Origin of the sequence: Nocardia sp. NPDC005998, from assembly GCF_040614395.1 — a bacterium.
Taxonomy (GTDB): domain Bacteria; phylum Actinomycetota; class Actinomycetes; order Mycobacteriales; family Mycobacteriaceae; genus Nocardia.
This window is the reverse complement of record NZ_JBEXUI010000033.1, coordinates 14117-40568: the sequence shown is the minus strand read 5'-3', so window position 1 is coordinate 40568 and position 26452 is coordinate 14117. Positions and strand designations below refer to the sequence as shown.

24 protein-coding genes are annotated in these 26452 nt (G+C 65.9%); 7 read left to right on the top strand and 17 right to left on the bottom strand.

Annotation, left to right across the window (positions count from 1 at the left end; all coding sequences use genetic code 11):
• Positions 1-42: 42 nt before the first annotated feature.
• The gene (locus ABZ293_RS31875) at positions 43-759 is read right to left on the bottom strand and encodes an SDR family oxidoreductase (protein WP_355186709.1); all 717 of its coding nucleotides are present in this window, start codon (positions 757-759) and stop codon (positions 43-45) included.
• A 103-nt stretch (positions 760-862) separates the two neighbouring features.
• Here ABZ293_RS31875 and ABZ293_RS31870 point away from each other — a divergent pair, with 103 nt between their 5' ends.
• From ABZ293_RS31870 to ABZ293_RS31860, 3 genes are all read left to right on the top strand, one after another.
• Entirely contained in the window at positions 863-1747 is an 885-nt protein-coding gene (locus ABZ293_RS31870; RefSeq protein ID WP_355186707.1) for a LysR substrate-binding domain-containing protein, read from the top strand.
• Positions 1748-1863: 116 nt separating this feature from the next.
• Positions 1864-2913, top strand: coding sequence for an alpha/beta hydrolase (locus ABZ293_RS31865; protein ID WP_355186705.1), 1050 nt, complete (start codon positions 1864-1866; stop codon positions 2911-2913).
• A 542-nt stretch (positions 2914-3455) separates the two neighbouring features.
• On the top strand, positions 3456-4106 hold the full coding sequence (locus ABZ293_RS31860; RefSeq protein WP_355186703.1) for a hypothetical protein: 651 nt from the start codon (positions 3456-3458) through the stop codon (positions 4104-4106).
• A 124-nt stretch (positions 4107-4230) separates the two neighbouring features.
• On the opposite strand, the gene ABZ293_RS31855 is transcribed toward ABZ293_RS31860, so the two are convergent.
• The 12 genes from ABZ293_RS31855 to ABZ293_RS31800 form a co-directional block, all read right to left on the bottom strand.
• Entirely contained in the window at positions 4231-5178 is a 948-nt protein-coding gene (locus ABZ293_RS31855; RefSeq protein WP_355186701.1) for an undecaprenyl-diphosphate phosphatase, read from the bottom strand.
• A 41-nt stretch (positions 5179-5219) separates the two neighbouring features.
• On the bottom strand, positions 5220-6863 hold the full coding sequence (locus ABZ293_RS31850; RefSeq protein ID WP_355186699.1) for an LCP family protein: 1644 nt from the start codon (positions 6861-6863) through the stop codon (positions 5220-5222).
• Between the two features lie 501 nt (positions 6864-7364).
• The gene (locus ABZ293_RS31845) at positions 7365-8378 is read right to left on the bottom strand and encodes an alcohol dehydrogenase catalytic domain-containing protein (protein WP_355186697.1); all 1014 of its coding nucleotides are present in this window, start codon (positions 8376-8378) and stop codon (positions 7365-7367) included.
• A 194-nt stretch (positions 8379-8572) separates the two neighbouring features.
• On the bottom strand, positions 8573-9772 hold the full coding sequence (locus tag ABZ293_RS31840) for a VWA domain-containing protein (protein WP_355186695.1): 1200 nt from the start codon (positions 9770-9772) through the stop codon (positions 8573-8575).
• On the bottom strand, positions 9769-10419 hold the full coding sequence (locus ABZ293_RS31835) for an SRPBCC family protein (protein ID WP_355186693.1): 651 nt from the start codon (positions 10417-10419) through the stop codon (positions 9769-9771). The genes ABZ293_RS31840 and ABZ293_RS31835 overlap by 4 nt, the downstream gene beginning before the upstream one ends.
• A 13-nt stretch (positions 10420-10432) precedes the next feature.
• On the bottom strand, positions 10433-11320 hold the full coding sequence (locus ABZ293_RS31830; protein WP_355186691.1) for a MoxR family ATPase: 888 nt from the start codon (positions 11318-11320) through the stop codon (positions 10433-10435).
• On the bottom strand, positions 11317-11910 hold the full coding sequence (locus tag ABZ293_RS31825) for an NTP transferase domain-containing protein (protein WP_355186689.1): 594 nt from the start codon (positions 11908-11910) through the stop codon (positions 11317-11319). The genes ABZ293_RS31830 and ABZ293_RS31825 overlap by 4 nt, the downstream gene beginning before the upstream one ends.
• Positions 11907-12800, bottom strand: coding sequence for an XdhC family protein (locus tag ABZ293_RS31820; RefSeq protein ID WP_355186687.1), 894 nt, complete (start codon positions 12798-12800; stop codon positions 11907-11909). Before ABZ293_RS31820 ends, ABZ293_RS31825 begins: the two co-directional genes overlap by 4 nt.
• A 25-nt stretch (positions 12801-12825) precedes the next feature.
• The gene (locus ABZ293_RS31815) at positions 12826-15216 is read right to left on the bottom strand and encodes an aerobic carbon-monoxide dehydrogenase large subunit (RefSeq protein WP_355186685.1); all 2391 of its coding nucleotides are present in this window, start codon (positions 15214-15216) and stop codon (positions 12826-12828) included.
• Positions 15213-15731 carry a (2Fe-2S)-binding protein gene (locus ABZ293_RS31810; protein WP_051183382.1) on the bottom strand — a complete coding sequence of 173 codons (519 nt, stop codon included), beginning with the start codon at positions 15729-15731 and terminating at the stop codon, positions 15213-15215. Before ABZ293_RS31810 ends, ABZ293_RS31815 begins: the two co-directional genes overlap by 4 nt.
• 2 nt (positions 15732-15733) lie before the next feature.
• Positions 15734-16624: a xanthine dehydrogenase family protein subunit M gene (locus tag ABZ293_RS31805; protein WP_355186683.1), complete on the bottom strand. Its 891-nt coding sequence runs from the start codon at positions 16622-16624 to the stop codon at positions 15734-15736.
• Positions 16625-16704: 80 nt separating this feature from the next.
• Positions 16705-17838: an XdhC/CoxI family protein gene (locus ABZ293_RS31800; protein ID WP_355186681.1), complete on the bottom strand. Its 1134-nt coding sequence runs from the start codon at positions 17836-17838 to the stop codon at positions 16705-16707.
• A 64-nt stretch (positions 17839-17902) separates the two neighbouring features.
• Here ABZ293_RS31800 and ABZ293_RS31795 point away from each other — a divergent pair, with 64 nt between their 5' ends.
• The gene (locus ABZ293_RS31795) at positions 17903-18859 is read left to right on the top strand and encodes a LysR family transcriptional regulator (RefSeq protein WP_355186679.1); all 957 of its coding nucleotides are present in this window, start codon (positions 17903-17905) and stop codon (positions 18857-18859) included.
• A 135-nt stretch (positions 18860-18994) separates the two neighbouring features.
• Positions 18995-19648 (top strand): nitroreductase, encoded by a 654-nt coding sequence (locus tag ABZ293_RS31790; protein ID WP_355186677.1) that lies wholly within the window; start codon positions 18995-18997, stop codon positions 19646-19648.
• 66 nt (positions 19649-19714) lie between these two features.
• Here the strand turns inward: ABZ293_RS31790 and ABZ293_RS31785 are convergent, their stop codons facing one another.
• Together ABZ293_RS31785 and ABZ293_RS31780 are read right to left on the bottom strand one after the other, a co-directional pair.
• Positions 19715-20446 (bottom strand): cache domain-containing protein, encoded by a 732-nt coding sequence (locus ABZ293_RS31785; RefSeq protein WP_355186675.1) that lies wholly within the window; start codon positions 20444-20446, stop codon positions 19715-19717.
• Positions 20446-21195, bottom strand: a complete 750-nt coding sequence (locus tag ABZ293_RS31780) for a GntR family transcriptional regulator (protein ID WP_355186673.1) — start codon at positions 21193-21195, stop codon at positions 20446-20448. The genes ABZ293_RS31785 and ABZ293_RS31780 overlap by 1 nt, the downstream gene beginning before the upstream one ends.
• Positions 21196-21732: 537 nt before the next feature.
• Between ABZ293_RS31780 and ABZ293_RS31775 the strand changes: the two genes are divergently transcribed.
• Both ABZ293_RS31775 and ABZ293_RS31770 read left to right on the top strand, forming a co-directional pair.
• Positions 21733-22002, top strand: coding sequence for a hypothetical protein (locus ABZ293_RS31775; protein WP_354960772.1), 270 nt, complete (start codon positions 21733-21735; stop codon positions 22000-22002).
• Positions 22003-22383: 381 nt separating this feature from the next.
• The gene (locus ABZ293_RS31770) at positions 22384-24330 is read left to right on the top strand and encodes a glycoside hydrolase family 15 protein (protein ID WP_355186671.1); all 1947 of its coding nucleotides are present in this window, start codon (positions 22384-22386) and stop codon (positions 24328-24330) included.
• 295 nt (positions 24331-24625) lie between these two features.
• Here the strand turns inward: ABZ293_RS31770 and ABZ293_RS31765 are convergent, their stop codons facing one another.
• Together ABZ293_RS31765 and ABZ293_RS31760 are read right to left on the bottom strand one after the other, a co-directional pair.
• Positions 24626-24781, bottom strand: coding sequence for a hypothetical protein (locus ABZ293_RS31765; protein ID WP_355186669.1), 156 nt, complete (start codon positions 24779-24781; stop codon positions 24626-24628).
• A 39-nt stretch (positions 24782-24820) separates the two neighbouring features.
• The gene (locus ABZ293_RS31760; RefSeq protein WP_355186818.1) at positions 24821-26449 is read right to left on the bottom strand and encodes an FAD-dependent oxidoreductase; all 1629 of its coding nucleotides are present in this window, start codon (positions 26447-26449) and stop codon (positions 24821-24823) included.
• Between the last annotated feature and the right edge of the window lie 3 nt (positions 26450-26452).

Genomic DNA, 26452 nt, shown 5'->3' with positions numbered 1-26452 from the left:
GACGAGGCCGTGGCGAACTCGGTTCAGGGAAGCCTCAACAGCTCAACTCAGCACCGCGCCGCCGTCCAGGGTGAGCACAGTGCCGGTGGCATGCGGCTGGGTCAGGAAGAACAGGTATGCCTGGGCGATGTCATCGACCTCGCCGATACGGCGCAACGGCGTGCTCGCCGCAGTGTCGCGATAGAACTGCTCGCGGACATCCTCAGGGAAGGTCCACAAAGGCGACCGGACCACACCTGGCTGAACGGCGTTCACCCGAATGGGAGCGAGTTCGACGGCGAGGGCCCGAGTCAGCGCCTCGATGGCACCGCAGAGGCTGGACGTCACTGCGGAACCGGAAACCGGGCGCGGACCCGCCGTGCCGGTCGTCAGGGTGATCGAACCGCCCAGCCGCAGCCCGCGCGCTGCAGCCTGGACAGCGGTCAAGACACTGAAGTAGCGGAGTTCGAAGAACTTTCGAGCTGCGACCACGTCGAGATCGGCCAGCGGTGACAACAGCAACGCCTCCCCGGCCGTGTACACCAGATGATCGAGCTCGCCGAGCTCCCCGAACACCGCACGGACCTGGTCGCTGTCGGTCAGGTCGGCGACCAGTCCGGTGCTGCCGGCGGGCAATGCGGCCAGCGCGCGGTCGACATTGACGCGGTGGCTGGAGACAACGGTGACTTTCGCACCCTTTTCGGCGGCAGCGGACGCGACCGTGAACCCGATACCGGAAGTGCCACCGAGCACGACGACGTGTTGACCTGCGAGGGACATGGGCTGAATTCCTTTTCATTCGAAACTGGCCTCTCCACTGTGGATCTCGGGATCCAGTCGGGTCCAAGACCTATCTCCGCCGCTGTAATACCCTGAAGGCATCATGACCGACGTCGATCTCCGGAAGCTGCGCTATTTCGTCGCGGTAGCCGAACAGTTGCACTTCGGCCGTGCGGCCGAACAGCTGTACATTGCCCAACCAGTGCTGTCGCGGCAGATCCGCGCACTGGAGGACGAGTTGGGCGTGCAGCTTTTCGTCCGGGATCGCCGCTCGACTGTGCTCACCCCGGCCGGAGAGCAATTGCTGGCCGACGCCCGCTCGTTGCTGGCCGGCGCGCAGGCATTGCGCCGCAGAGTGATACGCGCGGCCCGCGGAGTCGACACCTTCACTGTCGGCTTCATGCCCGGCCTCATCGTGACCGCCCCGGTGCGGGCCATGACCGACCGGCATCCCGCGCTCACCCTCGAACTGGTCCGCACGACGTGGAACGACCAGACGACAGTGGTCCATGACGGCCGTGCCGACGTCAGCTTCGTGCGTCTCCCTATCGACGCGCAGGGCCTGTCCGTGCGGCCGCTGTACACCGAACCGCGGGTCGTGGTGGTCTCCGCCGAGCACCGTCTGGCCGGCAAACAAACCGTCGAAGTCGCCGACCTCGCCGACGAACATCTGTTGCAGGAACCCGACCTGGTGCCCGAATGGCGCGACATCGCCACCGAGCTGCGGATCCCGCGACCGGACGTGCCTGCCTTTCACAGCGTCGAGGAGAAGCTGGAACACGTCGCCGCGGGCCGCGGCATCATTTTCCTCCCATTGTCGGTCGCGACCTTCTATACGCGTGCCGACATCGTCTACCTTGCGGTGCCCGATATTGCGCCCAACCAAGTGAGCCTCGCCTGGGACGCCGACCGGCACAGCCCACTGATCGAGGAGTTCGCCGACCTCGCCGCCGAACTCACACCATCCGTTACGCAGGAGAGTTGCTGACGGCGACCTTGTGGAGGCAGGGCTTCCGCTACCAAGTGAATCCTTTCGGGCCACCGACGTCTCTTGTACGCGTGAACGACCATTCGGACGGAAAGATGCAACCACAAGGAGCCCAGGTGTCCACTCTCCATCCAACCTCGGCGACGCCCGACTGCGGGCCGTTGCCCTGCCGTCGCTGGCCCGGCTCGCGAGGCCGGGTGCCCGCCAGGGCCGTCATGGCGGTACTGGCCACCAGCACGCTGTTGATTGCTCCCGGCGTCGCCAGCGCCGATACCCCGGCCAATCAGATCGCCCCCACCGCCGACCTCGCATCAACAACGGCTGATGACTTCGACCGGTCACCGTCGTTGACGGCTCCAACCCAGGTCGTCACCGTCGCGGGACTGCCTGTCGCCTACCGCAGCTTCGGACATGGACCAACCCTGCTATTGACCCCGTGCCTCGGATTGAGCATGGACGACTGGGACCCGGAACTGCTCGACCGCCTAGCCGCGACCAATCATGTCGTCGTCTTCGACTCCGACGGTGTGGGACGGACCCCAGCCAGTTCCTCGGCGATCTTGACCGTCGCGCAACTCTCCGATCAGGCCGCTGGTCTGATCCAGGTTCTCCACCTGAACCGCCCCACCGTCGTGGGCTACTCCCTCGGCGGATTCGTTGCGCAACGCATGGCTGTAGACCACCCCGATGACGTTGGCGCCCTGATCCTGATGGGTACCGGCCCCGGCGGAGCACAGCAAGTGCTGCCCGATCTGCCCACTCTGGTTCGGGGCAGCGCGGCGTTCGACCCGCTCGTACCGGCCGACCAGGTCATTCCGCTGTACTTCAGCGGTCACCCCGACGCTCTAGCTGCGTGGCGTGCACGAACAGCCCTGCGCCCCAACAGGGCCGAGGTAGGCCTGACCGGCCTCAACCGTCAACGCGCCGCAATGACCGACTGGCTGATGAACCCCACTGCCAATGTCGTCAGTAGCCTCCCGACGCTGCGTCTGCCCACACTTATCCTGGGCGCCGAAAACGACGAACAAGAGCCCGCTGACAACTCGACCGTGCTGTCTCACTACATCAAAGATTCGGAATTGCGGATCTATCCCGCGCTCAGCCACGCCTTCCCCTTCGAAGCGCCAGCCCGCGTTGCCGAAGACATCGCCCGGTTCACTCGGTAGCAACCCGAACAGGTGGCGGCACCAACACCCCGGCAAGCCGACAGCACCACGTCCAACGCCGCCACCATGAACATGCCGATGGGCGGCTCGCACAAGCCGGTCACCATCACCAACGCCGACTGAAAAACCGGTGGCCTGTAGGGTGGTGATCCGCGGCGACCGATAGGAGCCGTCGGAAGTACGTTGGTGAGCAAGGATTTTCAACTTCCGGATCCCGGCACCACCCCACAGGCACCTACGTCGAAGCCAACCTCTACAAAATCGCCGTAGTACCGAAGTCAATCGCGAGTAGAAGCTGTAAATCCCTGCAGCACAATATATTTGAGAGCTTTAGTTTGATGGCTTCCGGATCGCGAACGGAACATGGACCCGCCGGCCGACAGGCGGCGGTGTGGGGTCGGGGTTGAGAGCCTGCCGGTGGTCGGTGCGCCGAGTTCGAATCCCGGACCCCACACCTCGCGATGTTTTCGCACCGAATACCAGCGGTATGCCTGCTATGCCGCACAATTGGACGCGGATGAAGGTTCGGCCAGAGGTAAGTCATGAATATTCGCAAGACGCTGCTGGTTTCAGTGCTGGCACCGTTGTTGGTTGCCGGCTGCGCACATGAGGGCGCGAAAACCGTCGCGAACGCGGTGATTCAACCCCCGGCCGCGAGACAGACCTTGCAGGTGCCGGTCGGTCCCGGCCCCTCCGGCACGTACACGGTACAGGCGCAACCGGCCCCGGGCAGCTGCCACTACCGCAAGTCCGGCGATGGGCAGCCACTGCCCGATCCCGCGTGCACCCCGGGAGCGATCAATCCGAAGGTTGCCGCGGACAACCTCGGCGACACCATCTGCAAGGGCGGATACACTTCCTCGATCCGCCCACCGGCCAACATCACCAACCGGGAGAAGGACGCCGACGCGAAGTCCTACGACTACACCGGCCCACTGCACGACGCCGAGTACGACCACCTGGTGTCGCTCGAGCTCGGCGGCGACCCGAACGATCCGCGCAACCTGTGGGTGGAGCCACCGTCACCCGATCACAAGCCGGGCGCAGGGCCGAACAATCCGAAGGACGCCGTCGAGAACACGTTGCACGCGCTCGTGTGCTCCGGCAAGGTCGCCTTGACCGACGCGCAGAACGCCATAGCCGCCGACTGGACCACGGCCCTGGTCGTCGTCGGCCACCCCGACGGCAAGTAGGCCACCTGCCGTATTGGTCGGGGTGTAGCGGGGTTTCCGGTTTGGGCTGCTGGTCACTGCTTCGAGTCACACCGTTGACCTCGCACGCCGCGTCTCTGGTGTCGGAGGTGCGGCGTGCGGGGTATCAGCCGTGCAGGGTGAAGAACGCCGCGCTGCCGATGCCCGCAACCAGGCAGTAGACGGCGAACGGGGTCAGCTTCTTGGTCTCGAAGTACGAGGTGAGGAACATGACCGAAACATAGGACAGCACGCCGGCGACCACCGAGCCCGCCAGCGCCGGACCGAGAATGTCATGGTTCTCGGGCTTGAACAGTTCGGGCGTCTTGAGCACGCCAGCGGCGAGGATGACCGGGGTGGCCAGCAGGAAGGCGAAACGGGCGGCGTCCTCGTGCCGCAGGCCCTTGAACAGACCCGCCACGATGGTGCTGCCGGAGCGGCTGATGCCCGGGAAAAGCGCTGCTATCTGGGCGGATCCGATGAGCAGGGCATCCTTTACGCCGAGTCGGGACAGCCGCACATCGGAGGCGCGGTCCGGATCGGTGATGGGCAGCACGACGGTGTCCTGCATGGAGAGGTCGGCGGGCCGACCGGCCGGGGTCAGCACCCGCTCGCTCTTCGCGCGAGTGCGCAGCAGTTCGGCCGAGAGCAACACGAATCCGTTGACCGCTAGGAACACCGAGGTCGGTATCGGGGTGCCGAGATAGTTGCGGACGGCCTTCTCGAGCAGCAGTCCGGCCAGGCCGACCGGGATGGTGGCGATGACCAGCAGAACACCCAATCTGGCTTCGGGCGTGCGGATTTCGCGCATCCGCACCGCGTCCCACAGGCCCGTGACGATGCGCACCCAGTCCCGCCAGAAGAAAATGACCAGCGCCAGCGCGGTGGCTACATGCATGGCCACCAGCAGCGCCAGGTATGGGGAGTCCTTGGCGGACATGTCGAGATCCCTGCCCCACTGCCCGCCGATCCAGGCCGGCAACAGAATGCTGTGCCCGAGACTGGACACCGGGAACAGTTCGCTCACCCCTTGTAGCGCCCCGACGACGATCGATTCCAGATACGTGATGGCCATGCGCTTTCCTGTCGAAGGTCGGGGCGTGAATGCCTGGCTGGTCAGTCCACACAGGGGATGTTGGATCCGATGCTGGTGGTGACGGGTTTGCCGGAGTCGGGCGCCCCGTCGGCGGGTGTGGCGGTGGTGGCGCCGGTGGACGAGGTCGTGGGCGAGCCTGCGCCGGTCGGGGTGGTAGTGCTCGATGATGAGGTGCCGGAACTCAATTCGTCGGGCATGGTGAAGTCGCTGCCGATCACGATCTTGATGTAGCCGGGGTCGAGGTTCTTGGAGGCGGCCGTCGGTAGCCCACCGAGTAGGTCCGCGGCCTGGGTGGCATCGGTATCGGCGCCGGTGCCGTAGTAGACGACCGAACTGGAACCATCGGTATAGGCGGCGTTGCCGATGGTGCCCTTCTGGAATCCCCTGTCGGCCAACGCGGTCGACACTTTGGCGGCCATACCCGTCGCGCCGCCCGCGTTGACGACGTCGACGGTGCTGGCGGGTGTGGTCTTGGGAGCGCTGGGCGCAGCGGCCTGCACACCGAACGCCGTGCGCACCGCCTTTTTGATGGCGGCCGGGTCGATGACGTTCACGTCCTGGCCGTCGACGGTCTGGTATCCCTGCACCGGCAGAGTCTGAAATTCGATAGGAATCGAACCGGCCTTGCCCATGGTCCGCGCGAAGTCGAGTACGTCCCAGCCTTGGGAGAGCACCACATCGTTCTGTGCGGCGTTGATCAGTTGCTGAATTTTGCCGACGTTGGTGAGTGTGCCGGACTCCTTGAGTTGCTTGGCGACCGAGGTGAGGAACGCCTGCTGGCGGTGGGTGCGGTCGAGGTCGCCGTTATCGAGTTCGTGGCGCTGTCGCACGAACGACAGCGCGTTGGCGGCATCGAGATGCTGGGGTCCGGCCGGGAACACCGCGCCGGAGTAGTACTCGTCATTGACGGCGTGGTTGAGACACACATCTACGCCGCCGAGAATGTTGGCCAGGTCGTAGAAACCGATGAGGGAAACCTCGGCGAACCGGTTGATCGGTACTCCGGTCAGTGCCTTCACGGTCTGCACGATGGATTCGCGGCCGGCCTCTCGGCCCTGGCGTTCCAGTTCGACCTTGTCTTTGACGCCCTGGTTGGCGAGCTTCTGCTCGACTGTCACCTTCTTCAGCCCGTAGGCTTCCTTGATCTTGGCGTGGTCGTAGCCGGGGATCCCGGTGACCGCGACGTAGTCGTCGCGGGGAATGGAGAAGGCGGTGATCTTCTTCAGATCCTTCGGAATGTGTATCAGGATCAGCGAATTGGCGTTGTAGCCGCCCTCGCTGCCGTCACCGGCGTGCAACTGGTCCATGACGTCTTTGGGTAGATCGTTGCCATTGCGGTCTTTGCGTGTGTCCAGTCCGATGAGCAGGATGTTCATATCGCCGTCGAGCGCAGCGGCGTCCTCGGAACTGATGGCCCCGGACCTGGCGAACCCGTCATCGACGGCGCGCTCGGTGTAGTAGGCGAATCCGGTGCCCGAGACGACTACCACAGCGGTGGCGGCCACCACCAGGCGCACGGCGGTCCGTGCGACCCTGACCTGCCATGACGACGATTGCGCGGACCGGGGGCGACGGTTGGGCCGCACCGGCACATACCGGTCGGTTGGGCCCGCGGCGGTTTCGGACGCCTCCGCGAGCGGCACCCGCCCAGCACCCGAACCCACCGCCCGCGCACCGGCACCGCGGGTCAGCGTTCCCGAGCCTTCCCGCCCGACGCGCGCACGCCCCGCGCCCGATCTCCCATGCTCCGCCCGAGAGTCGTCGCGGTCTGCCGCACGGTGCGAACTCCGAGTGCCCCCGGCGCGGGCGGACACCTCGCCAACCCCTTCGACAGGCCTTTCCGGCCGAGCATGACGACCACCAGATCGGGGAACCACGACCGGGATCGGTTCGGTTTCGTCACTCATCTCGCCGTCAAGCCTCACATCACCGTGCCGCGCGGAACCCACCGGCACACTTCACCAGGTTGAACCATCCTGCACGACGTCTCCGACACGAGCACATCACACCCCGCGCGGCACGGCGGGTTGAAACGTGAAGTTCAGCGGCTGCGGAATCGATCCCGCAGCAGCCTTCTACTGTCGTGGTGGTCAGAAGTACGGGTCCGGTTGGGTGGCGGCTTCGACCGGATGCCCATCAAGCGATCGCCGCTCAACCCTGATCGGTCAGACCGTGAGGACCATGCGGTATCGGGCCCGTCCCTGTTCCATGGCGGCATATGCCTCGGCGGCTTGATCCAGTGACCGTTCCTGGATTCGCGTGCGCACGCCGGATAGGACCGCGAATTGCATCGTTTCCTCGATATCGCGGGCAGTGCCGGAGGCGTGCCCGGTGACGCTGAGTCCGGTCGTGATCAGCTGCGTCGGGCTGATCGGCAATGGCTCGGCGCTGATGCCGATGGCGATCAGCTCACCGCGCGGTAGCAGTCCACCGACCGTTTCGGCCATCGCCGTGGCGCTGCCCACGGCCCCCAGCACGACCGACGCACCGCCGAGTCTGCGCATCGCTTTACCGACGTCGCCTGCGGTCGAGTCGATGTAGTGGTGGGCGCCGAGCGCGCGGGCGTCCTCAGCCTTGTCCGCGCCGCGGGCGATCGCAATCGTCTCGAAGCCCATCGCGCGGGCGAACTGCACGCCGAGGTGGCCCAGGCCACCGATCCCCAGAATGGCGACGCGGTCGCCGGGCATCGCCCTGGTTTCGCGAAGCGCGTGGTATGTGGTCACTCCGGCACAACCCATCGGCGCGGCCTCGCCCAGGGAGAGCTCATCAGGGATGCGGGCCAGCGCATTGGCCGGAACGGTCACCGACTCGGCGTATCCGCCGGGGTACTGCCAGCTGGGGACCTGAATGTTCCGGCAGTTGATGAAGTCACCCTTCCGGCATGGGACGCACTTACCGCAATGCCCACCGAACCAGCCCACTGCGACACGGTCTCCAACGGCGTAGTTGTCGACACCTGGACCAAGTTCGGCGATCGTGCCCGCGATCTCATGCCCCGGCGTCAGCGGCCACGACAAGTTCGGGAACGCGCCGCCGACGAACGCACGGTCGGTGCCGCAGATCCCGCATGCGGAGACCGCGAGGCGCACGTGGTCGCGAGGCGGTGACGTGGTTTCGACATCGACCAGTTTCAACGCCGCACCGGCGGACTCCACGTGAACAGCCTGATGAGTAGACATCGGTATCCTCGCTTTCCCTGGGAAGCGGCGGCGTTGGCAACCTCACCGCAGCAGGATCGAGGCAGCCGCGCCGGGAATTCTCGAACGGGTATCGGGCACCAGCGGCGTCGCACGCCCCAGTGCACAGGCACCGGTCCAAAACGATGCCGTGAGAATCATAAGCCGAGCGATACTGTCGACGGGTCGGTCTTGCATCAGGTGACAATCGTCGATGCCAGGGCTTGCATGAACGCGTGCATACCCGCCAGCGTGTGTGCGGGCATCATGATGTCGCAGTACGGCAGGGCCGCCGCCATTGCACCGGTGGTCGGCTGGAATCGGGAGTCGCCGGCACGGGGATTGAGCCAGATGACCCGCCAAGCCCGGCGTCGGATCCGGGCCATCGCACGGGCGAGGACATCGGGCGCATCGCTGTCCCAGCCGTCGGATGCGATGACGACGACGGCGCCGCGCACCGCGTTGCCGGACGGAGTTGCAAGCAGCGTGCCCAGGCATCGGCCGATATGCGTGCCGCCGTAGCGGTCGACAACCTTGTCGTCGGCCCGGGCCACCGCGACATCCGGGGAACGGTGTGCCAGCACCGAGGTCAGCCTGGTCAGCGAGGTGGAAAAGGCGAACACCTCGGGGTGATCGGGCGAACGGCGCTGCATTGCGGCGCGCATCAGGTGCAGGTAAATCGTCGAATATGGCTGCATCGAGCGGCTGACGTCGCAGATCATGACGATTCGGCGTGGGCGGCGGCGGGGACGGGTGCGGACCAGCACCGCCGACTCCCAGCCGGTGCGGCGGGAGTTGTTCATCGTGGCCCGGAAGTCGATCCGCTTACCGTGCGGATGGTTCGCGTAACGCCTACTGCGGCGCTGCGGCCAGCGCGCCGACGCCTGCTCCAGCCAGGCGCCGACCGTGCGCAGATCGTCCGGATCGAAGCGAGCGAACGGTTCCTGTGCGCGTGCCGCGAACCGGCTCGGCAGCACGTCGGGCAGCGCCACCCCCTGGTCGGTCGAGTGGTCGGCACCAATCGCTGATTGCAGCGTCGCCCAAGGGACTTCACCGCCCTGCCGAGACTGTCCCCGACCGCCCGGACCCGGCGCCGACCCGCGTTCGGCCGGCAGTCCATGGGTTCGGCTCGGCGGGTCCACACCCAGCACCGCATCGGCGAACACCGCCGCGAAGACCGCGTCGAAGGCGCCGAGATCCTGCATGCGATCGACGAGCGTGAGTCGTGCAGCCCAGTAGAGTTCGGTGCGCGAGCGCGGCGCCATGCGACGCAAGGCCTGCACGAAGAGCGCGGGCCCGCTCGGCGCCACCGCGACGCCACCACGGCGCAGCCGCGCGACCACCGCGACAGCGAATGCCGCCAGATCGACGCCGCGCAGCAATACCGCTCGCGTCATCGCTTCCCGCGCATCTGCCTGCGCACCAGGATGATTCCGAGCACGGCCGCGAGTACAACCGCGATCGCGGGCGCATACTTCTTGATCATCGCGGGCCCGACGAGCTCGACGAGATCGAGCGGCTCGGGCTCGGTTTGCGCAACCGGTTGCGGCCGCGCTGCTCGGCTGTCCGGCCCGGCTGCCGCTGCTGCGGCGGCCGAATCGCCCGCTGCGAGTTTCGCTTCCAGAGATGCCACGAATTGACCGATCATCTTCTCCGACACCTGCTGCAACATCCCGCTGCCGAACTGGGCGAGCTTGCCGACGATCTTGAGGTCGGTGTCCACGGTGACGCGCGTCTGGTCGCCGTCCTCGCGCAATTGCGTGGTGATGGTCGCCGCCGCGTTTCCGGATCCGCGTGAATCCCGGCCGCTGCCGTTGATGACGGCGCGATGGTCGTGTTCGTCGCGCTCGACGAAATTCGCCTTCCCGGTGAATTCACTGGTCACCGGGCCGACTTTGACCTTCAGTTTGCCGAGGAAGTCCTCGCCCTCCCAGCCGACCATCTGCGCGCCGGGCATGAGCGGAACCACCTGTTCGAGATCGGTCAGTACCGCCCATGCCTGCTCGACCGGTGCGTGGACGGTGAACTCATTGGCGATCTTCATCGGAGTATCCCTCTCATCCGGTAGCCAGGCTCTGGGTGAATTCGACGAATGCCCCGCGGACGGTGGCGCGGTCGTCGGGTGTCTTCGCGAGTGCGCTCAGCGCCGCGACCGCCTCCGGCGCGGTGAGATCGGCGACGCCGAGCGTCACCAGCGCGGCAATCCAGTCGATGGTTTCGGCGACGCCGGGGGGCTTGTCGAGATCGAGATCGCGGGCGCGACCGACGAATTGGGTGGCGTGCTCGATCAACGCATCGGTTGCCCCGGGCACGGTGCGTCGCACGATCGCCACCGCACGGGCCGGTTCCGGGTAGTCGATCCAGTGGTAGAGGCAGCGCCGCCGAAGCGCGTCGTGCAGATCGCGACTGCGATTCGAGGTCAATACCGCCAGCGGAGGGTGCTCGGCAACAAAGGTCCCGAGCTCGGGAACGGTCACCGTGGCCTCACCGAGAAATTCGAGCAGTAGGGCTTCGAATTCGTCATCGGCACGGTCGATTTCGTCGATCAACAGCACCGGGGGCGTCGGGCCGCGATATCGCACACAGCGCAGGATCGGGCGGTCGACCAGGTATGCCTCGGTGAACAGGTCAGCTTCGGTGAGGGCGGCGCCGCGCGCCTCGGCGAGGCGGATGCTGAGCAGCTGACGCTGGTAATTCCAGTCGTACAGCGATTCGCTCACGGTAAGGCCCTCGTAGCACTGCAGGCGGATCAGCGGTGCGCCGAGCACGGTGGCCAGAGTCTTCGCCGCCGTCGTCTTGCCCACGCCCGGTTCGCCTTCCAGCAGCAGTGGCCGCCCCAGCGTGGTGGCCAGATAGAAGGCGGCGGCGGTGCCGGTATCGAGCAGGTAGTCGTCGGCGTCGAAGCGTCGCACCACGTCCTCGATATCGTCGAACGGCGACATCATGGCGACGTCGCGGCGCGCAGGCGCTCGTAGTCGTCCCAGGTGTCCACGTCCAGGGGCATCGGTGCGTCGACGTCGAGTCGAGACACCGGGACGCGGCCCGACTCGACGATCTTCCATACGGCCTTGTCGCCGTGCAATCGGGCCAACTCGCCGAATACGCTGCGACTCAGCCAGAATGGATGCCCGATACCGTCGTGATAGCGGCAGACCGTGATCGCGGCGGAGATTCCCTCGGCGATCAGCCGGTCGACGGTCGCCGCCGACAGACCCGGTTGATCACCGAGCATCAGCACGATTCCAGCGGCCCGGGGATGCACCGCGGTCAGTGCCGAACGCAGCGACGACGAACAGCCCGAATCGAAGTCATCGGCCATGACAACCTCCACCCCGGTGAGATCGACCTGTTGGCGCACCGCCACCGCCGCGCCGCCGAGCGTGACGATGATCTGATCGAAGGCGCACGATCGAACCACGTCGAGGGTGGCGCCGAGAACCGTTGTATTCCGGTACGGCAGTAACTGTTTCGCAGTACCGAGACGCCGTGAGGTGCCCGCGGCGAGTACCACTCCGGTGACGACCCCGCTCGTCATGGGCCCGTCTTCGTCGCTGCGAAGGAATCGCGGCAGCCGGAACTGCAGAACCAGTAGTCGATATCGTCGACGGTCAGATGCGGTGTGTCCGGCCCGACCGCCACGGTCATGCCGCACACTGGATCGAGCGCCTCGACCGCGACATTCCCCGCGCGGGGCGTGACGGCCAAACCACCCTTGCGGACCGCCTGGATCACTTCCGCGACAATCGAGACGGCTATCTCCGCGGACGTCTTTGCGCCGATGGGCAAACCCACCGGGGTGTGCACGCGAGCCCGTTCGGCGTCGGTCAATTCGAGTTCGTCGAGGATCGACGCGCCCCGAATCCTGCTGGCCACCAACCCGACATACCCCACACCCGCGTCGAGCGCGACGCGGATCATTTCGGCTTCCGGGCCACCATGACTGGCGATCACCACCGCCGTGGTATCGGCAAGCGCATCCAGCGAGTCGGCTTCGGCAGCACTGCGCTGCACCCCGAAGCCCACCAGTTCGCACGCGTCGGCCAGGGCGTCGGCGATGGGTGTCGCGCCGCAGATCCGCATCAGCGGCGCCGGGATCTGCGGCTCGAGGAATATCTCCAGCGCTCCCCCGGACAGACAGGGATTCACCACCACCGCCGCGCCGGGCGCTTCGGGAAAATGCAGATCGCCGTCGGGCAGCACGCGCAGCAGCACACTCTCGTGCGACTGCAGGGCACCCAGCGCCGCCTTGCGGACCGAGTTCTGGGCGCACTGGCCGCCGACGAATCCTTCGATCGTCCCGTCCTGCAACAGGATCGCCTCGTCCCCGGCGTGCGCCGAGGTCGGCTGCTGCGCGCGCACGACGGTCGCGTGCACGAACGGCGTCCGGGTGCGGACCAACTGCTGTGCACGCTCGGTCATCTTCATCGGTGATCCCATCGCTCGCACCCACTCAGATGGGCGGTGTGGCCCGGCCCTGCATCGCCTCCCACACCCGCGACGGCGTCAGCGGCATGTCGGCGTGCCGAACCCCGAACGGCGCCAACGCATCCACCACCGCATTGACCACCGCGGGCGGTGATCCGACCGTGGCCGACTCGCCGACGCCTTTCGCGCCGATCGGGTGGTGCGGCGACGGGGTGACCGTATACCCGGTCTCGAAATGCGGAACCTCGAGCGCCGTTGGAATGAGGTAGTCCATCAGGGATCCGCCGAGGCAGTTGCCGTCCTCATCGAAGGCCATGATCTCCATCAGCGCCATGCCGATGCCGTCGGTGAGTCCGCCGTGCACCTGGCCCTCGATGATCATCGGATTGATCCGGGTGCCGCAGTCGTCGACAGCTAGGAAGCGCCGGACCTTTACCACGGCCGTCCCCGGGTCGATATCGACGACGCAGAAGTACGCACCATACGGGTAGGTGAGATTCTCTGGGTTGTAACAGATCTGCGCATCGAGTCCGCCCTCGATGCCCTCGGGCAGATCACCGGTGCCGTGTGCACGCATCGCGATCTGCTGGATCGTCACGGCCGCGGACGGATCGCCCTTGACGTGGAACGACCCCTTCTCCCACTCGAGATCGGCGACGGAAACCTCGAGCATGCCGGACGCGATGATCCGCGCCTTGTCGCGCACCTTCCGCGCCACCAGTGCGGCAGCGGCGCCCGAGACCGGTGTCGACCGGGTGCCGTAGGTGCCGAGGCCGAACGGAGTCTGATCGGTGTCGCCGTGCACGACGTCGATGTCGTCGGGTGGTATGCCCAGTTCCTCGGCGACGATCTGGGCAAACGTCGTCTCGTGCCCTTGCCCCTGGGTCTGAACCGATAGGCGCACAACGGCCTTGCCGGTCGGATGGACACGCAGCTCGCACCCGTCGGCCATCCCGAGTCCGAGGATGTCCATATCCTTGCGCGGACCCGCGCCGACCGCCTCGGTGAAGAAGGACATCCCGATGCCCATCAACTCACCGCGGGCGCGCTTGTCCTGCTGTTCTTTTCGCAAGGCGTCGTAGCCGATCATATCCATCGCCAGGCGCATGGTCTTCTCGTAGTCGCCGGAGTCGTAGACCCAGCCGGTCTTGCTCGTGTAAGGGAACTGCTCGGGGCGAAGGAGATTCCGCAGCCGTAGCTCGGCCGGATCCATCTTCAGTTCGTAGGCGAGGCAATCCACCAATCGCTCGACAAAGTACACGGCCTCGGTGATCCGGAACGAGCACGCGTAGGCAACGCCGCCGGGGGCCTTGTTCGTATAGACCGCGGTCATCTTGCAGTAGGCGGCCTCGATGTCGTAGCTACCGGTGAAGACGCCGTAGAAGCCGGCCGGATACTTCAACGGCGCGGCCTGTCCGTTGAAGGCGCCGTGATCGGCGAGCACGGTCGACCGAATGGCGAGAATCTTGCCGTCGGCGTCGGCGGCGATCTCGCCCACCATGATGTAGTCGCGGGCGAATCCGGTGCTGGTGAGATTCTCGCTGCGATCCTCCATCCACTTCACCGGTTTCCCCAGCAACAGCGACCCGACGATGGCGCAGACGTATCCCGGATAGATGGGCACCTTGTTGCCGAACCCGCCGCCGATATCGGGTGAGATCACCCGGATCTTGTGCTCGGGCAGTCCTGCCACCAACGCGTAGAGCGTGCGGTGGGCATGCGGCGCCTGGCTCGTCGACCACAGCGTGAGCTTCCCCGTCACAGGGTCGAGATCCGCGACGGCGCCACAGGTCTCCATCGGGGCGGGATGCACTCGCGGATAGACCATCTCCTGCTTGACGACGACGTCGGCGCGCGCAAACACCGCCGCGGTCGCCGCGGCGTCGCCGGTCTCCCAGTCGAAGCACCGGTTGTCCCGCTTGCCGTCGAGATCATCGCGGATCACCGGCATCTCGGGCGCCAGTGCGGTCCGGGCGTCGATCACCGGATCGAGCATCTCGTACTCGACGTTGATCAGCTCCAACGCATCACGCGCGGAGTAGCGATCCTCGGCGACCACGAAGGCCACCTCCTGGCCCTGGAACCGGACCTTGTCCGTCGCCAGCACCGCCTGCACATCGTTGGACAGCGTCGGCATCCAGGCCAGTCCCTTCGCCGCGAGGTCCGCACCGGTGACGACCGCCTTGACCTTCGGATGTGCCTGTGCCGCGGAGATATCGACGCTCACGATCCGCGCGTGCGCGAACGGGGAACGCAGTATCGCCATATGCAGCATGCCGGGCAGCTGGACATCGTCGACGTAGTTGCCGCGTCCGCGAATGAACCGCGGATCCTCTTTGCGGAGCATCCTGCCGTGACCGCATGGCTTGTGGTCGTTGTCGACTCGGTCTTCGGGCCTGGACTCGACGGTGGTCATGACGTGCTCCCCACCGGCGTCGGTGTGGCGGCGGGTTCGGGCTCCACAGCTTCGCCTCGTTGCTTGGCCGCGGCCCACTGAATCGACCGCACGATGGTGGTATATCCGGTGCAGCGGCAGATCTGGCCCGAGATCGCCTCCCGGATGGTCTGCTCGTCGGGATTGGGGTTGCGGTCGAGCAGGGCACGGGCGGTGATCATCATTCCTGGCGTGCAGAATCCGCACTGCAACCCGTGACACTGCATGAAGCCCTCCTGCACGGGATCGAGTTGGCCGTCCACCTCGAGCCCCTCGACGGTGCGCACCGAACGACCACCGGCCATCACGGCCAGCATCGTGCACGACTTCACCGGTTCGCCGTCGACCTCCACCACACACGTGCCGCAGTTGCTGGTGTCACAGCCCCAATGGGTTCCGGTGAGCCGCAACTGATCTCGCAGGAAGTGCACGAGCAGGGTGCGTGGTTCGACCTCTGCGGTCACCGGCTCGCCATTGACGGTCATGGTTACCTGCATGGCTAATTCCCTTCCAGCGCAGATTCGTTGAGTACGCGCTCGACCGCGGTGCGCAGCGCGCGAATCGTCAGTTCGGACGCGAGATGGCGCTTGTAGTCCGCGCTGCCGCGCGCATCGGAGACAGGTGAGCACGCTGCGCTCGCCCGGCGGCCCGCCTCGGCGAAAACGTCTTCGGTGGGCGGCTCACCGATGAGTGCGTCCACCGCGGCGGCGAGCGCCGCCGGATCGGGGTTGACCGCCGTCAGGCCGATCCGCGCGGCCGCTATCGCCTCGCCGTGCAGTGTCACGGTCGCGCCTGACGCCGCGATCGCCCAGTCGCCGACCCGGCGCTCCACCTTCACGTAGGCACTCGAGGTCTGATGCCGCAGGGGAATTCGGATCTCGATCAGAAGTTCGTTGTGCGACATCGCGGTTTCGTACGGACCGACAAGGAACTGGTCCATCGCGATCTCCCGGTCGCCGGTCGGTCCACGCACCAGGCAGGTAGCGCCGAGCACCGCGCAGACCGTGCAGAGATCTTCGGCGGGATCGGCCTGGCACAGCGAGCCGCCGATGGTGCCGCGGTTGCGCACGACCGGATCGGCGATCACGCGCTCGGCGTCACGGAAGATCGGGCACACCGCGGCGAGATCGTCGGACTCGAGCAAATGCCGATGCCGGACCATCGCACCGATGCGAACCAGGGTCGGATCGGTGACGATGTATCCGAGTTCGGCAGCCAGGTCGTTGATGTCGATGAGATATTCCGGATTGGCCAGACGCAGCTTCATCATCGGTAGCAGGCTGTGCCCACCCGCGACAATGCGCGCCTCCTCGCCGAGCCGGTCCAGTAGTCCGATGGCGTGATCCACGCCAGTTGCGCGCTCATATTCGAATGGCCCAGGAACTTGCATGTGATCTACCTCACATCAATGGGAAGAAGCTCAGCCTCTGCTCCGCTGATGCGATCGTCAAGACCGAATTAAGCAATCACTTAACTGGCTGTTTGCGCCTTGTGGTGGATGCGACCGCCGGTCCGGGTCAGCGAGTGGCCGTGTCCGCCCCAGCGTCGCGCGATGATCTCGGCCGCGATGGACACCGCCGTCTCTTCGGGTGTCCGGCCGCCCAGATCCAGCCCGATCGGGCTGGCCAGTCGGGCGAGTTGTTCGTCGGTGAGGCCCGCCTGTCGCAGCCGGGTCAGGCGCTCGTCGTGCGTACGGCGCGACCCCATGGCGCCGACATAGCCGATCTCCGGCGCGCGCAGGGCCACCTCGAGCAGCGGAACGTCGAACTTGGGATCGTGGGTCAGCACGCAGACGACGGTCTGCGAATCGATCGCGCCCGCCGCAATCTGCGCGGCCAGGTAGCGGTGCGGCCAGTCGACGACGACCTCGTCGGCCGTCGGGAACCGGGCGGAGGTGGCGAAGACCGGCCGCGCGTCGCACACCGTCACCCGGTACCCGAGGAACGATCCCTGCTGTGCGACGGCGGCGGCGAAATCGATCGCCCCGAACACCAGCATCCGCGGCTGCCGGGCATAGCTGGCGACAAAAACCGCCATCCCCTCGCCGCGACGCTGCCCGTCCGGACCGTAGGACAGCACCTCACTGCGGCCCGCCGCGAGCAGCCCGCGTGCGTCATCGATCACCGCATCGTCGGCGCGCGCCGACCCCAAGGTGCCGTGCGCGGTGCCCGGCCGGATCAGCAGCCGTCGCCCTACCCAGTCGGCGTCGGGGTGCTCGATGACGGTCGCAATCGCGACCGGCCGGTCGGCGGCAATATCCGCGGCGACCGCGCCGAGTTCTGGAAACGTTTCCCGCGAGATCGCCTCGACGAAGATATCGATGATGCCGCCGCAAGTGAGGCCGACGGCGAAGGCGTCGTCGTCGGAGAAGCCGAACCGCTCCAGCACCGGGCGACCGCTCCGGATGACGTCGGCGGCGAGTTCGTAGACCGCGCCTTCGACGCAGCCACCGGAAACCGAACCGCCGACTGTCCCATCCGGGGCGACGACCATGGCCGCGCCAGGCGGTCGCGGCGCCGAGCGGAAGGTCCGCACGACCGTCGCGACACCAGCCGTACCCCCGGTGTTCCAGGTTGTCATCAGATCCGTGAGCACGTCCTGCATGGCGCGTCCTCTGGGCGCGATGCGGCTGTGGGCGCCGCATCCACCTCCAAACTAGACTCGGATTGTGACGCCCGCCCAGCTTCGGGCCTACTCGACCGTGGTGCGGCTCGGCTCCGTCCATGCGGCGGCCAGAGAGCTGGGGATGTCCGACGCCGGTGTTTCGACGCATATCGCCCAGCTGCGTAAAGAGCTCGATGACCCGCTGTTCACCCGCACGGCGGCCGGTCTGGCCTTCACGCCCGGTGGGTTGCGCCTGGCCAGCCGGGCGATCGAGATTCTCGGACTGCAGCGCCAGACCGCCATCGAGGTGAGCGAGGCTGCGCACGGCCGACGGCTGCTGCGCATCGCGGCATCGAGCGGGTTCGCCGAACATGCCGCGCCCGGCCTCATCGACCTGTTCGCGGCGCGGGCGAAGGATCTGTCGGTCGAGCTGAGCGTTCATCCCACCAGCCAGTTCCGCAGCCTGATCGAGACCCGTGCGGTGGATATCGCGCTGGGCCCTGGGCAGAACGACACCGACACGACCATCACCACCCGGCCGTTCCTGAAGTATCAGATCATTTCGGTCGCCCGCCCCGACAGCCCGCTTGCGGACACCGCGCCGCATCCGGCGCTGCTGCGGGAGCAGCAGTGGATGCTGGGCCCCGGCGCCGGCAGTGTCGACGGACATATCGCGACGATGCTGCGCGAGTTGGCCATCCCCGAATCACACCAGCGGATCTTCCAGAGCGACGCTGCCGCCCTGGAAGAGGTCCGCCGGGTCGGGGGCATCACCCTGACGATCGGCTTCGCCGTCTCCTCCGACCTCGCGGCCGGTCGGTTGAGCCACATCAGGGGAGCGGGCCTGCAGGTATCCGATGAGTGGTGCGCGACCACCCTGCCACCCGACACCCGCCAGCCCGCGGTGTCGGAACTACTGCGCTTCATCACCACCCCGCGGTGCATCCAGGCGATGATCCGTGGATCCGGAGTCGGCGTCACTCGGTTCCGCCCGAAAGTGCATGTGACGCTGTGGAGTTGAACGCGGGCACCGCGCGGCCCATCGGCCGGGAACCACACCGAGGAACTCACCACGGTGTGTTCCGAAGTACCTACCGGGCCCAACGGAGTTCATCGACGAACTGACCGCTATCCGCGCCCAGGTTGGGAGGAGTCCATGTTCGACCTCGAGAAAGCGATCCGGGAGCGCCATTCGACGCGGATGTTCCTACCTGATCGACCGGTGCCGAGAAGTTTGGTGGATGAAGCGCTCGCCCTTGCTGTGCGTGCGCCGTCGAACTCCAATATCCAGCCGTGGCAGATGGTATTCGCGTCGGGAGCTGTCCGCGACCGTCTCGTGGCCGCCCTGCTGCACGAGGCTCGCAGTCGGCCGCCCAAAATCCCGCCCCTGCCCCATGCTTTCGCGCACATGCGCCGGGAACTGGGCGCCCAGGTCTATGGGTCGATGGGCATCGCTCGCGAAGACACCGAGGCCAGACGGAAGGCGGTACTGCGCAACTGGGAGTTCTTCCGCGCACCATTGGCCGGCATCGTCTGCATGCACCGCGACCTCGGCAGCGTCGATGCCCTTGGGGTAGGGATGTTTCTGCAAACATTGCTCCTGGCCCTGACGGCACGGGGCCTGGGAACATGCGTTCAGGTCTCGATCGCGGGGTATCCCGAGATCGTCCATGCACAGCTCGCCATCCCACCGGAGCTTTCGGTGCTGTGTGGGCTGGCGGTCGGCTACCCCGACCCGTCCTTCCCCGCAAACGGTCTCCACATCGGCCGCCGCGCCATCGGTGAGAATGTGGTGTTCCACGACGCCTGATCGATGGACGCCGCTCGGTGCCCGCGCATACCGGGATCGCGAAGCAGGATCCCTATCCGGCAAGGCTCAGTGGGATGTGGTGGGTCCCACCGCATGCAATGACCAAGGCACCACCTCGAGCGGGACTGCAGCAGCGGATCTGTCCATCCGGCTCGTCTTGGATCCGGTCGTGAATTCGGGATCGGTCCCGATGATGACGCGGCCTTCGCTATTGACCAGCACAACCCGCTGGTCGAACGCCTGGAATCGCGGTAGCAAGACCTCCTCGATCGCGGCAACCGGCACATCGGCACCGGCGATTCCGAGGAAAGTTCCCGACGTCATCGTCACCGGTATCGCAAATGTGCACACGTACTCGTCGGTGCACGCGTAATCGAGGTGGGGCCCCTGTACCCATCCCCGACCCTGGTCGCGGGGAACCGTGAACCAGTCCATTTTGGTGTAGTCGTAGAAGTATTCACTATCGGGATTCATTTCCAGGTTCAGGCGGTGCCCGTCCGGAAGCCACCAATCCAGGTGTCGAGGGCGATCGGCGAGAACGCCGTCGGCCATCACGACGCCTGCGCCGTTGAACAGTCTTCCGCGCCGCTCCAGCTCGCCGAGAATGGTCTCGCGCAGCGATGCCAGATCAGTCGACCGAGGAGCGAAGGGCGGCTTCTCGGTGAGACCATCCCAGAGGCTTGTCAGCGCGGTCCCGATGATTTTCAGCGACACGTAGACCTCGTCGGCCAGTTTTGTGACGGAATCAGCGAGCGACTCGATGGTCGCCCGGACCGGAATGTTATCGATATCCCTCATCAATCACTGAGCTCCAAGCGTAAGGCGACGAGGCGGCGGATACGTGATTCCGCCTGCGATTCTGCCAGTTCTCTCGCCCGAGCATCGTCTTCTTGTTCGATCGCGTCCACCAGATCACAATGGACGGTCGCCTCGGCTGCTGGGTCCAGTTCCAGCCGCGGCAGCCAGAGCAGAGCGGACAGCTCGGCCTGCAGACCGACCTCGGCGCGGGTCAGCCGGGTGGACTGCGCGCACACCGCCATCTCGATATGAAAGCGGCTGTCGGCCCGGCGTGCCGAGACGAGATCGGTGCTGTCCTTCAGCCGGTCGGCCAGGGCACGGAGCCGGGCTATATCGGCCTGCAACCCGCGGCGCGCGGCAAATACAGCGACCGCTCCGGCAACGGCGAAATGCTCGTCCCCCAGATCGCGCAGTTCCTGGATGCTCATCTGTTGCAACCGCGCCAGCGAGGTGCTCTCGAAGACCTCCGCCGAAGCGCTGATGAAGCTGCCGCCGCCGCGCCCGCGCTTGGTGTGGACGATGCCCTGCTGCCGAAGTACGACCAGCGCCTCCCGCAAAGTCATGGTCGAGACACCCAACTGGTTGGCGAGATCGACCTCGCTCGGCAACTGCTGGCCGTCGACCATCACCCCGAGGCTGATCGCCGCAGACAGTCGCTGCACCACGGCCTCGGTTTTCGGACCGCCACCCTCGAGCGGTGACAGCACGGCACCGAGTGCGGTCAATCCGACCCTCTTCTGCTGGGACAACACGACTCCTCGGGTGGCGGGGACGTAACACAATTCTAGCCAACTAACACTTGAAATATGAACTATAAAGTTAGATGTACGCTGGCCATACGCCGCACCCGGGGTCACCTGGCCGTATCGGCCGGGGCGGTGGATGCAGCCAGCGCTGACCGCACCACCACGAGCGCGGAATACCCCGCACACCGCCGCACGTCCACTTCGACACCCACCCGCCGAACCGTCAGCCGACGAGGCGCGACCTGGCTGGACTCGAACCGTAACGCGATCCTTACGATGACCGCTTGAACTATGACCTCTAATATCTTATGTTAAAAGCCATGTGAATTGCCCCACCCGACACCTTGACGCGCCGACGTCACGATCGAAGCAGGAATTCCCCTATGTCCGAGAATCCGACCCGGCCTTCGGAGCACCTCCGGTGGTGCACCCGCGGCCGTGCTGAGTCGCCAGCCGAGATGGCGGCGCATAGCCAACTGCGGCCGGTTCATAGCGGTCGCCAAATGCACGAGGGGAGCCGACGACGGAAGGGCATCGAAGATGGATGAGGATCTTCGCCGAACAGAGGTCGACGGATTCTGTGTGACGTGGCGCTTGGTTCAGCATCATCTGATCGCAATTATCGCCGTGGACAATGCATCCAACGCTTCGCCGGTCGCTTCCTTCTGCCCGAGCAACTACCCGGATCTCGCGCGGGCGCGAGAACTCTTTCCGGAGCTGGCGAAGCTATGGGATGCGGTCCGCCGCGAATTCTGGACGAAACTCATTCCGCCGCTGCCGCTGTCGGCCAGAAAGCAGGTATTGGCATAACGTCGCCGAGGGCGGACTGTTCGTAGGCGGAGTTCCTGATACAGATCTGCCTTGTCGGATCGCGCATCTGCAGCGACGACATCTGTCGCCGACCGAGTCGATGAACTTGCGGATCCCGGTTTCGGTGAACCGGGACGTTCTCCACTAAGCGGGAGGGCAGGGTCTTCATCGGATCCGGGACGACTCTCCCCTCCCTCGTCACGTTTCAGCAAATTCCGGGCTTGCCGATATGGCCGACGAGGTGGTGGGCTATTCGGAAGCGCCATAACACTCACGTCCCCGATTCCGCTCGCCGTTCGGTCGAGAAGGAAGGCGGTTCACCAGGCAATCGCGTGGAGTAGCCAGCCAGATCTCAGCGCCGAGATTTCGAGGGAGCAGCACATGGACGACGAGACCGAACGCACGCCGCAGCTCACGGCGTTCCCGCGCATCGACGACTACGGCTTCATCTCCGACTGCGAGGTCACCGCGCTTATCGCTCCCAGCGGAGCCATCGAGTGGATGTGTCTGCCCCGCATGGACTCCCCCAGTGTCTTCGCAGCGATACTCGATCGTTCCGCCGGTTCGTTTCGGTTCGCCCCAGCCGACTTTATGGTGCCCACCGATCGCCGCTACGTCCCCGGCACGATGGTCATGGAGACGAGTTGGCGCAGTGGCGAAGGGTGGGCGACGGTTCGCGATGTGCTGCTAGTCGGGCCGTGGCGGCACCAGGTACCCGGCCGTAGCGCTCATCGTCGAACCCCCACCGACTACGACGCCCAGCACATTCTGCTGCGGACGGTGCGCTGTGAGACCGGGCAGATCCAGTTCGGGCTCGACTGCCAGCCGTCCTTCGACTACGGCAGACATCTTGCCCGCTGGGAGTACCTCGACAGTTACCATCTCGCGCAGGCCAGTGCCGACGGGATCGATCTGCAGCTGACGCTCAGCACCGATATGCGCTTGGGGCTGGAGGGTACACACGCGCTTGCGCGGACCCTGCTGAAGGCGGGCGACACACGCTTTTGCGCGCTCGCCTGGGGCAGTCGCGACGCGCCCCGCGCCATCGACGAGGCCGATGAACGGCTGCTGCAGACAATCCACCACTGGCGGCACTGGCTGGCCGGGGGGCGGTTTCCGGACCATCCGTGGGCCGCCCAGCTCACCCGCAGCGCGCTGACCCTCAAGGGGCTGACCTTCGCGCCCACCGGCGCCATCAGCGCCGCGGCAACCACCTCATTACCCGAAACCCCAGGCGGACAACGCAATTGGGACTATCGCTACTCGTGGATGCGCGACTCCGCCTTCGCACTGTGGGGCCTGTACACGCTGGGCTTCAGCTGGGAGGCGAACGACTTCTTCTCCTACATCATGAACTTGACCGAAAACGTCCGGGACATGCAGATCGTCTACGGCATCGGCGGCGAAAGCGACCTCACCGAGCAGATCCTCACGCACCTGCGCGGCTACGAAAATGCCGGACCCGTGCGCATCGGCAACGACGCGTACCGGCAACGCCAGCACGATGTGTGGGGCGCAGCGCTGGACGCGGTCTATCTCTACGCGCGCAACCAAGACCAAATCGACGCGCGAGCCTGGCCGGTGCTGGGCCGGGCGGTCAAAAGCGCCCTCACCTACTGGCGAAAGCCCGATCATGGCATCTGGGAAGTACGCGGGGAGCCCCAACACTTCACCTCCAGCAAGGTGATGTGTTGGGTCGCCGCCGATCGCGGTGCCCGGCTGGCCCGCATCCACCAAGACTTCGAACGCGCGCATCGCTGGCAGGAGGCCGCAGACGAAATCCATGCCGACATATGCGCTCATGCGGTCGACTCCCGGCAGGTGTTCACCCAGTACTACGGCAGCACGGCGCTGGATGCTTCGACCCTGCTCATCCCGCTGGTTCGTTTCCTGCCCCCCGACGACGACCGGGTACGCAATACCGTGTTTGCCATCGCCGACGAATTGACCGAGGACGACCTCGTATTGCGCTACCGCGTCGGCGAAACCGACGATGGCTGCACAGGGGAAGAGGGCGCCTTCACGATCTGCTCGTTCTGGCTGGTCTCGGCGCTGTCGGAGATCGGCGAAAAGAAGCGAGCCAGACAGCTGTGCGAGAAACTGCTCGCCTACGCCAGCCCGCTCGGCCTCTACGCCGAGGAGATCGACCCCCGAAGCGGGCGGCACTGGGGCAACTTCCCCCAGGCGTTCACCCACCTCGCGCTGATCAACGCCGTAATGCACGTCATCCAGGACGAACAGACCACACTGCGGCAGGCACTCGGCGGGGAATCCATCGCCCCACGACTGGACGACGCGTCGATCACACTGGGATACATGCACCGCTGACCTCGACGGTTCAGCCGTTTGCCGCCAATTCGGCTGCCGTGTGCGCGATTTCGTCCGTCTCCTCCTGCCCGCGCAACATAAGACCACCTCGGCCAACCAGTCCCAGCTCGACTGACCCCGCAACGGCGGCGGCGCCCGAACACACCGCGGTGCGGATGTCCGGGCGCCGCCGCGCTCGTCGGTCAGAGCCACGTGCCCGGGCCGAGGACCGGTCGGGTCGCCATGAAGTTGGGCAACTGTGCGATGTCAGATGCCGAGATCATCGAAGGACCACGACCGGATCGCCGCACCACATCTACGCGCCCGAGAACCACCGCTTGCGGGTCGGCGGCTGATCGGCGCACGCACACCGTTGCGCCTGCGGCACATCGCCGAGCACCTCCTCCACATGCTCACCGCACCCGGTATAGCCGGGCTTACCGCAAGTCCGGCAGACAATTCGTTGACACATTGTGCTGTTTCCTTTCGGTGATACGGATTCCCTCGCGGGTTACCTGTTCTGATCCGCGACTGCGTCACGCCAGGTCCGGTACCCACCGTCGAGATTGACGGCGTCCCGGCCGAGCTGGGTCAGCAACCGCGTCGCAGTGTTGCCGCGCTGTCCCACCTGACAGAACACCACAACCGGGCCGGCCGGGATCTCGGCCACCCGTTCGCGTAGCTCGTCCAGGGGGATATTGACTGCACACGGAATGGAACCAGCGATGAACTCCTCCCGCGATCGCACGTCGACCAGCTGTGCCCCCGCCACGATAGCCTCGCCGATTTCATGCCACTGCACCGTGCGGATCGCGCCGACGCGGAGATTGTCGGCCATATAGCCCAGCATGTTCACCGGATCCTTGGCCGAACCGAACTGCGGTGCGTAGGCCAGCTCGAGGTCCATCAACCGCGAGGCCGCAATACCTCCCGCCATCGCAGTGGCCAGCACGTCGATGCGCTTGTCGACACCTTCCCCACCTACCGCCTGCGCGCCGAGTATCGCGTCCGTATCCGGATCGACGAGCAGCTTCACCGACATCGCGCGTGCATCCGGGTAGTACCCGGCATGGGCGAGCGGATGGGAATGCAGCACACGGAACGGGCGGTCGGCGGCTCGCAGCCGCTTCTCGCTCCATCCGGTCATCGCCACGGTCAGGTCGAAGACGCCGACGATGGCGGTGCCCTGGGCGGGCGGATCCGTGACCGGCAGTCCGGAGATCGCATCCGCGACCAGCCGCCCCTGCCGATTCGCGGCATTGGCCAGCGGAACGAGCGCCGACTGCCCGGTGACCGCGTCCCGTTTCTCCACCACATCACCGACCGCGTGGATATGCGGTGCCGATGTACGCATGCGATCGTCGACCACGATGCCGCCACCCGGGCCGACCGCCAATCCGGCCGCGTGGGCCAGCGCGCTCTCCGGGCGCACCCCGATCGCCATGACCACCAGCTCGGCCGCGACCACCCGCCCATCCGAAAGCGTCACCGTATCGCCGTCTACGCGAATCAACTCCGCACCCAACTCCAATCGGATTCCGTGATCGCGCATTTCGGCGGCGACCGGCGCGGCCATCTCGATGTCCAGTGGTGCGAGCACTTGCGGAGCACGCTCGACCACGGTAGTCGAAATACCGCGCCGCACAAGATTTTCGGCCATCTCCACACCGATGAACCCGGCCCCCACCACCACCGCGGACCGCACCCCGGCCACCGCTTGCACCAGGCGGTCCACATCGGCGACATCACGCAGGACCAGTGCGCGCTCGACACCGGGCAGCGGCGGCACAATCGCCGCGGCACCGGTGCTCAGCACCAATTCGTCGAAGGCTTCGACATATTCACGGCCCGAGTCCAGCGCACGCACCGTGACCGTGCGCCCGTCCGGGTCGATGGCCACCACTTCGTGCCGGACTCGCACGTCCAGTCGGAACCTCGCCGCTAGCGACTCGGGCGTCTGCAACAGCAGTGATTCGCGTTTCGGGATCACCCCGCCGACGTAATAGGGCAGACCGCAATTCGCGAACGACACATGATCGCCGCGCTCCAGCACGACGATTTCCGCCGATTCGTACAGTCGCCGCAGACGGGTGGCGGCCGACATACCACCGGCCACTCCACCGACGATCACAACCTTCATCTC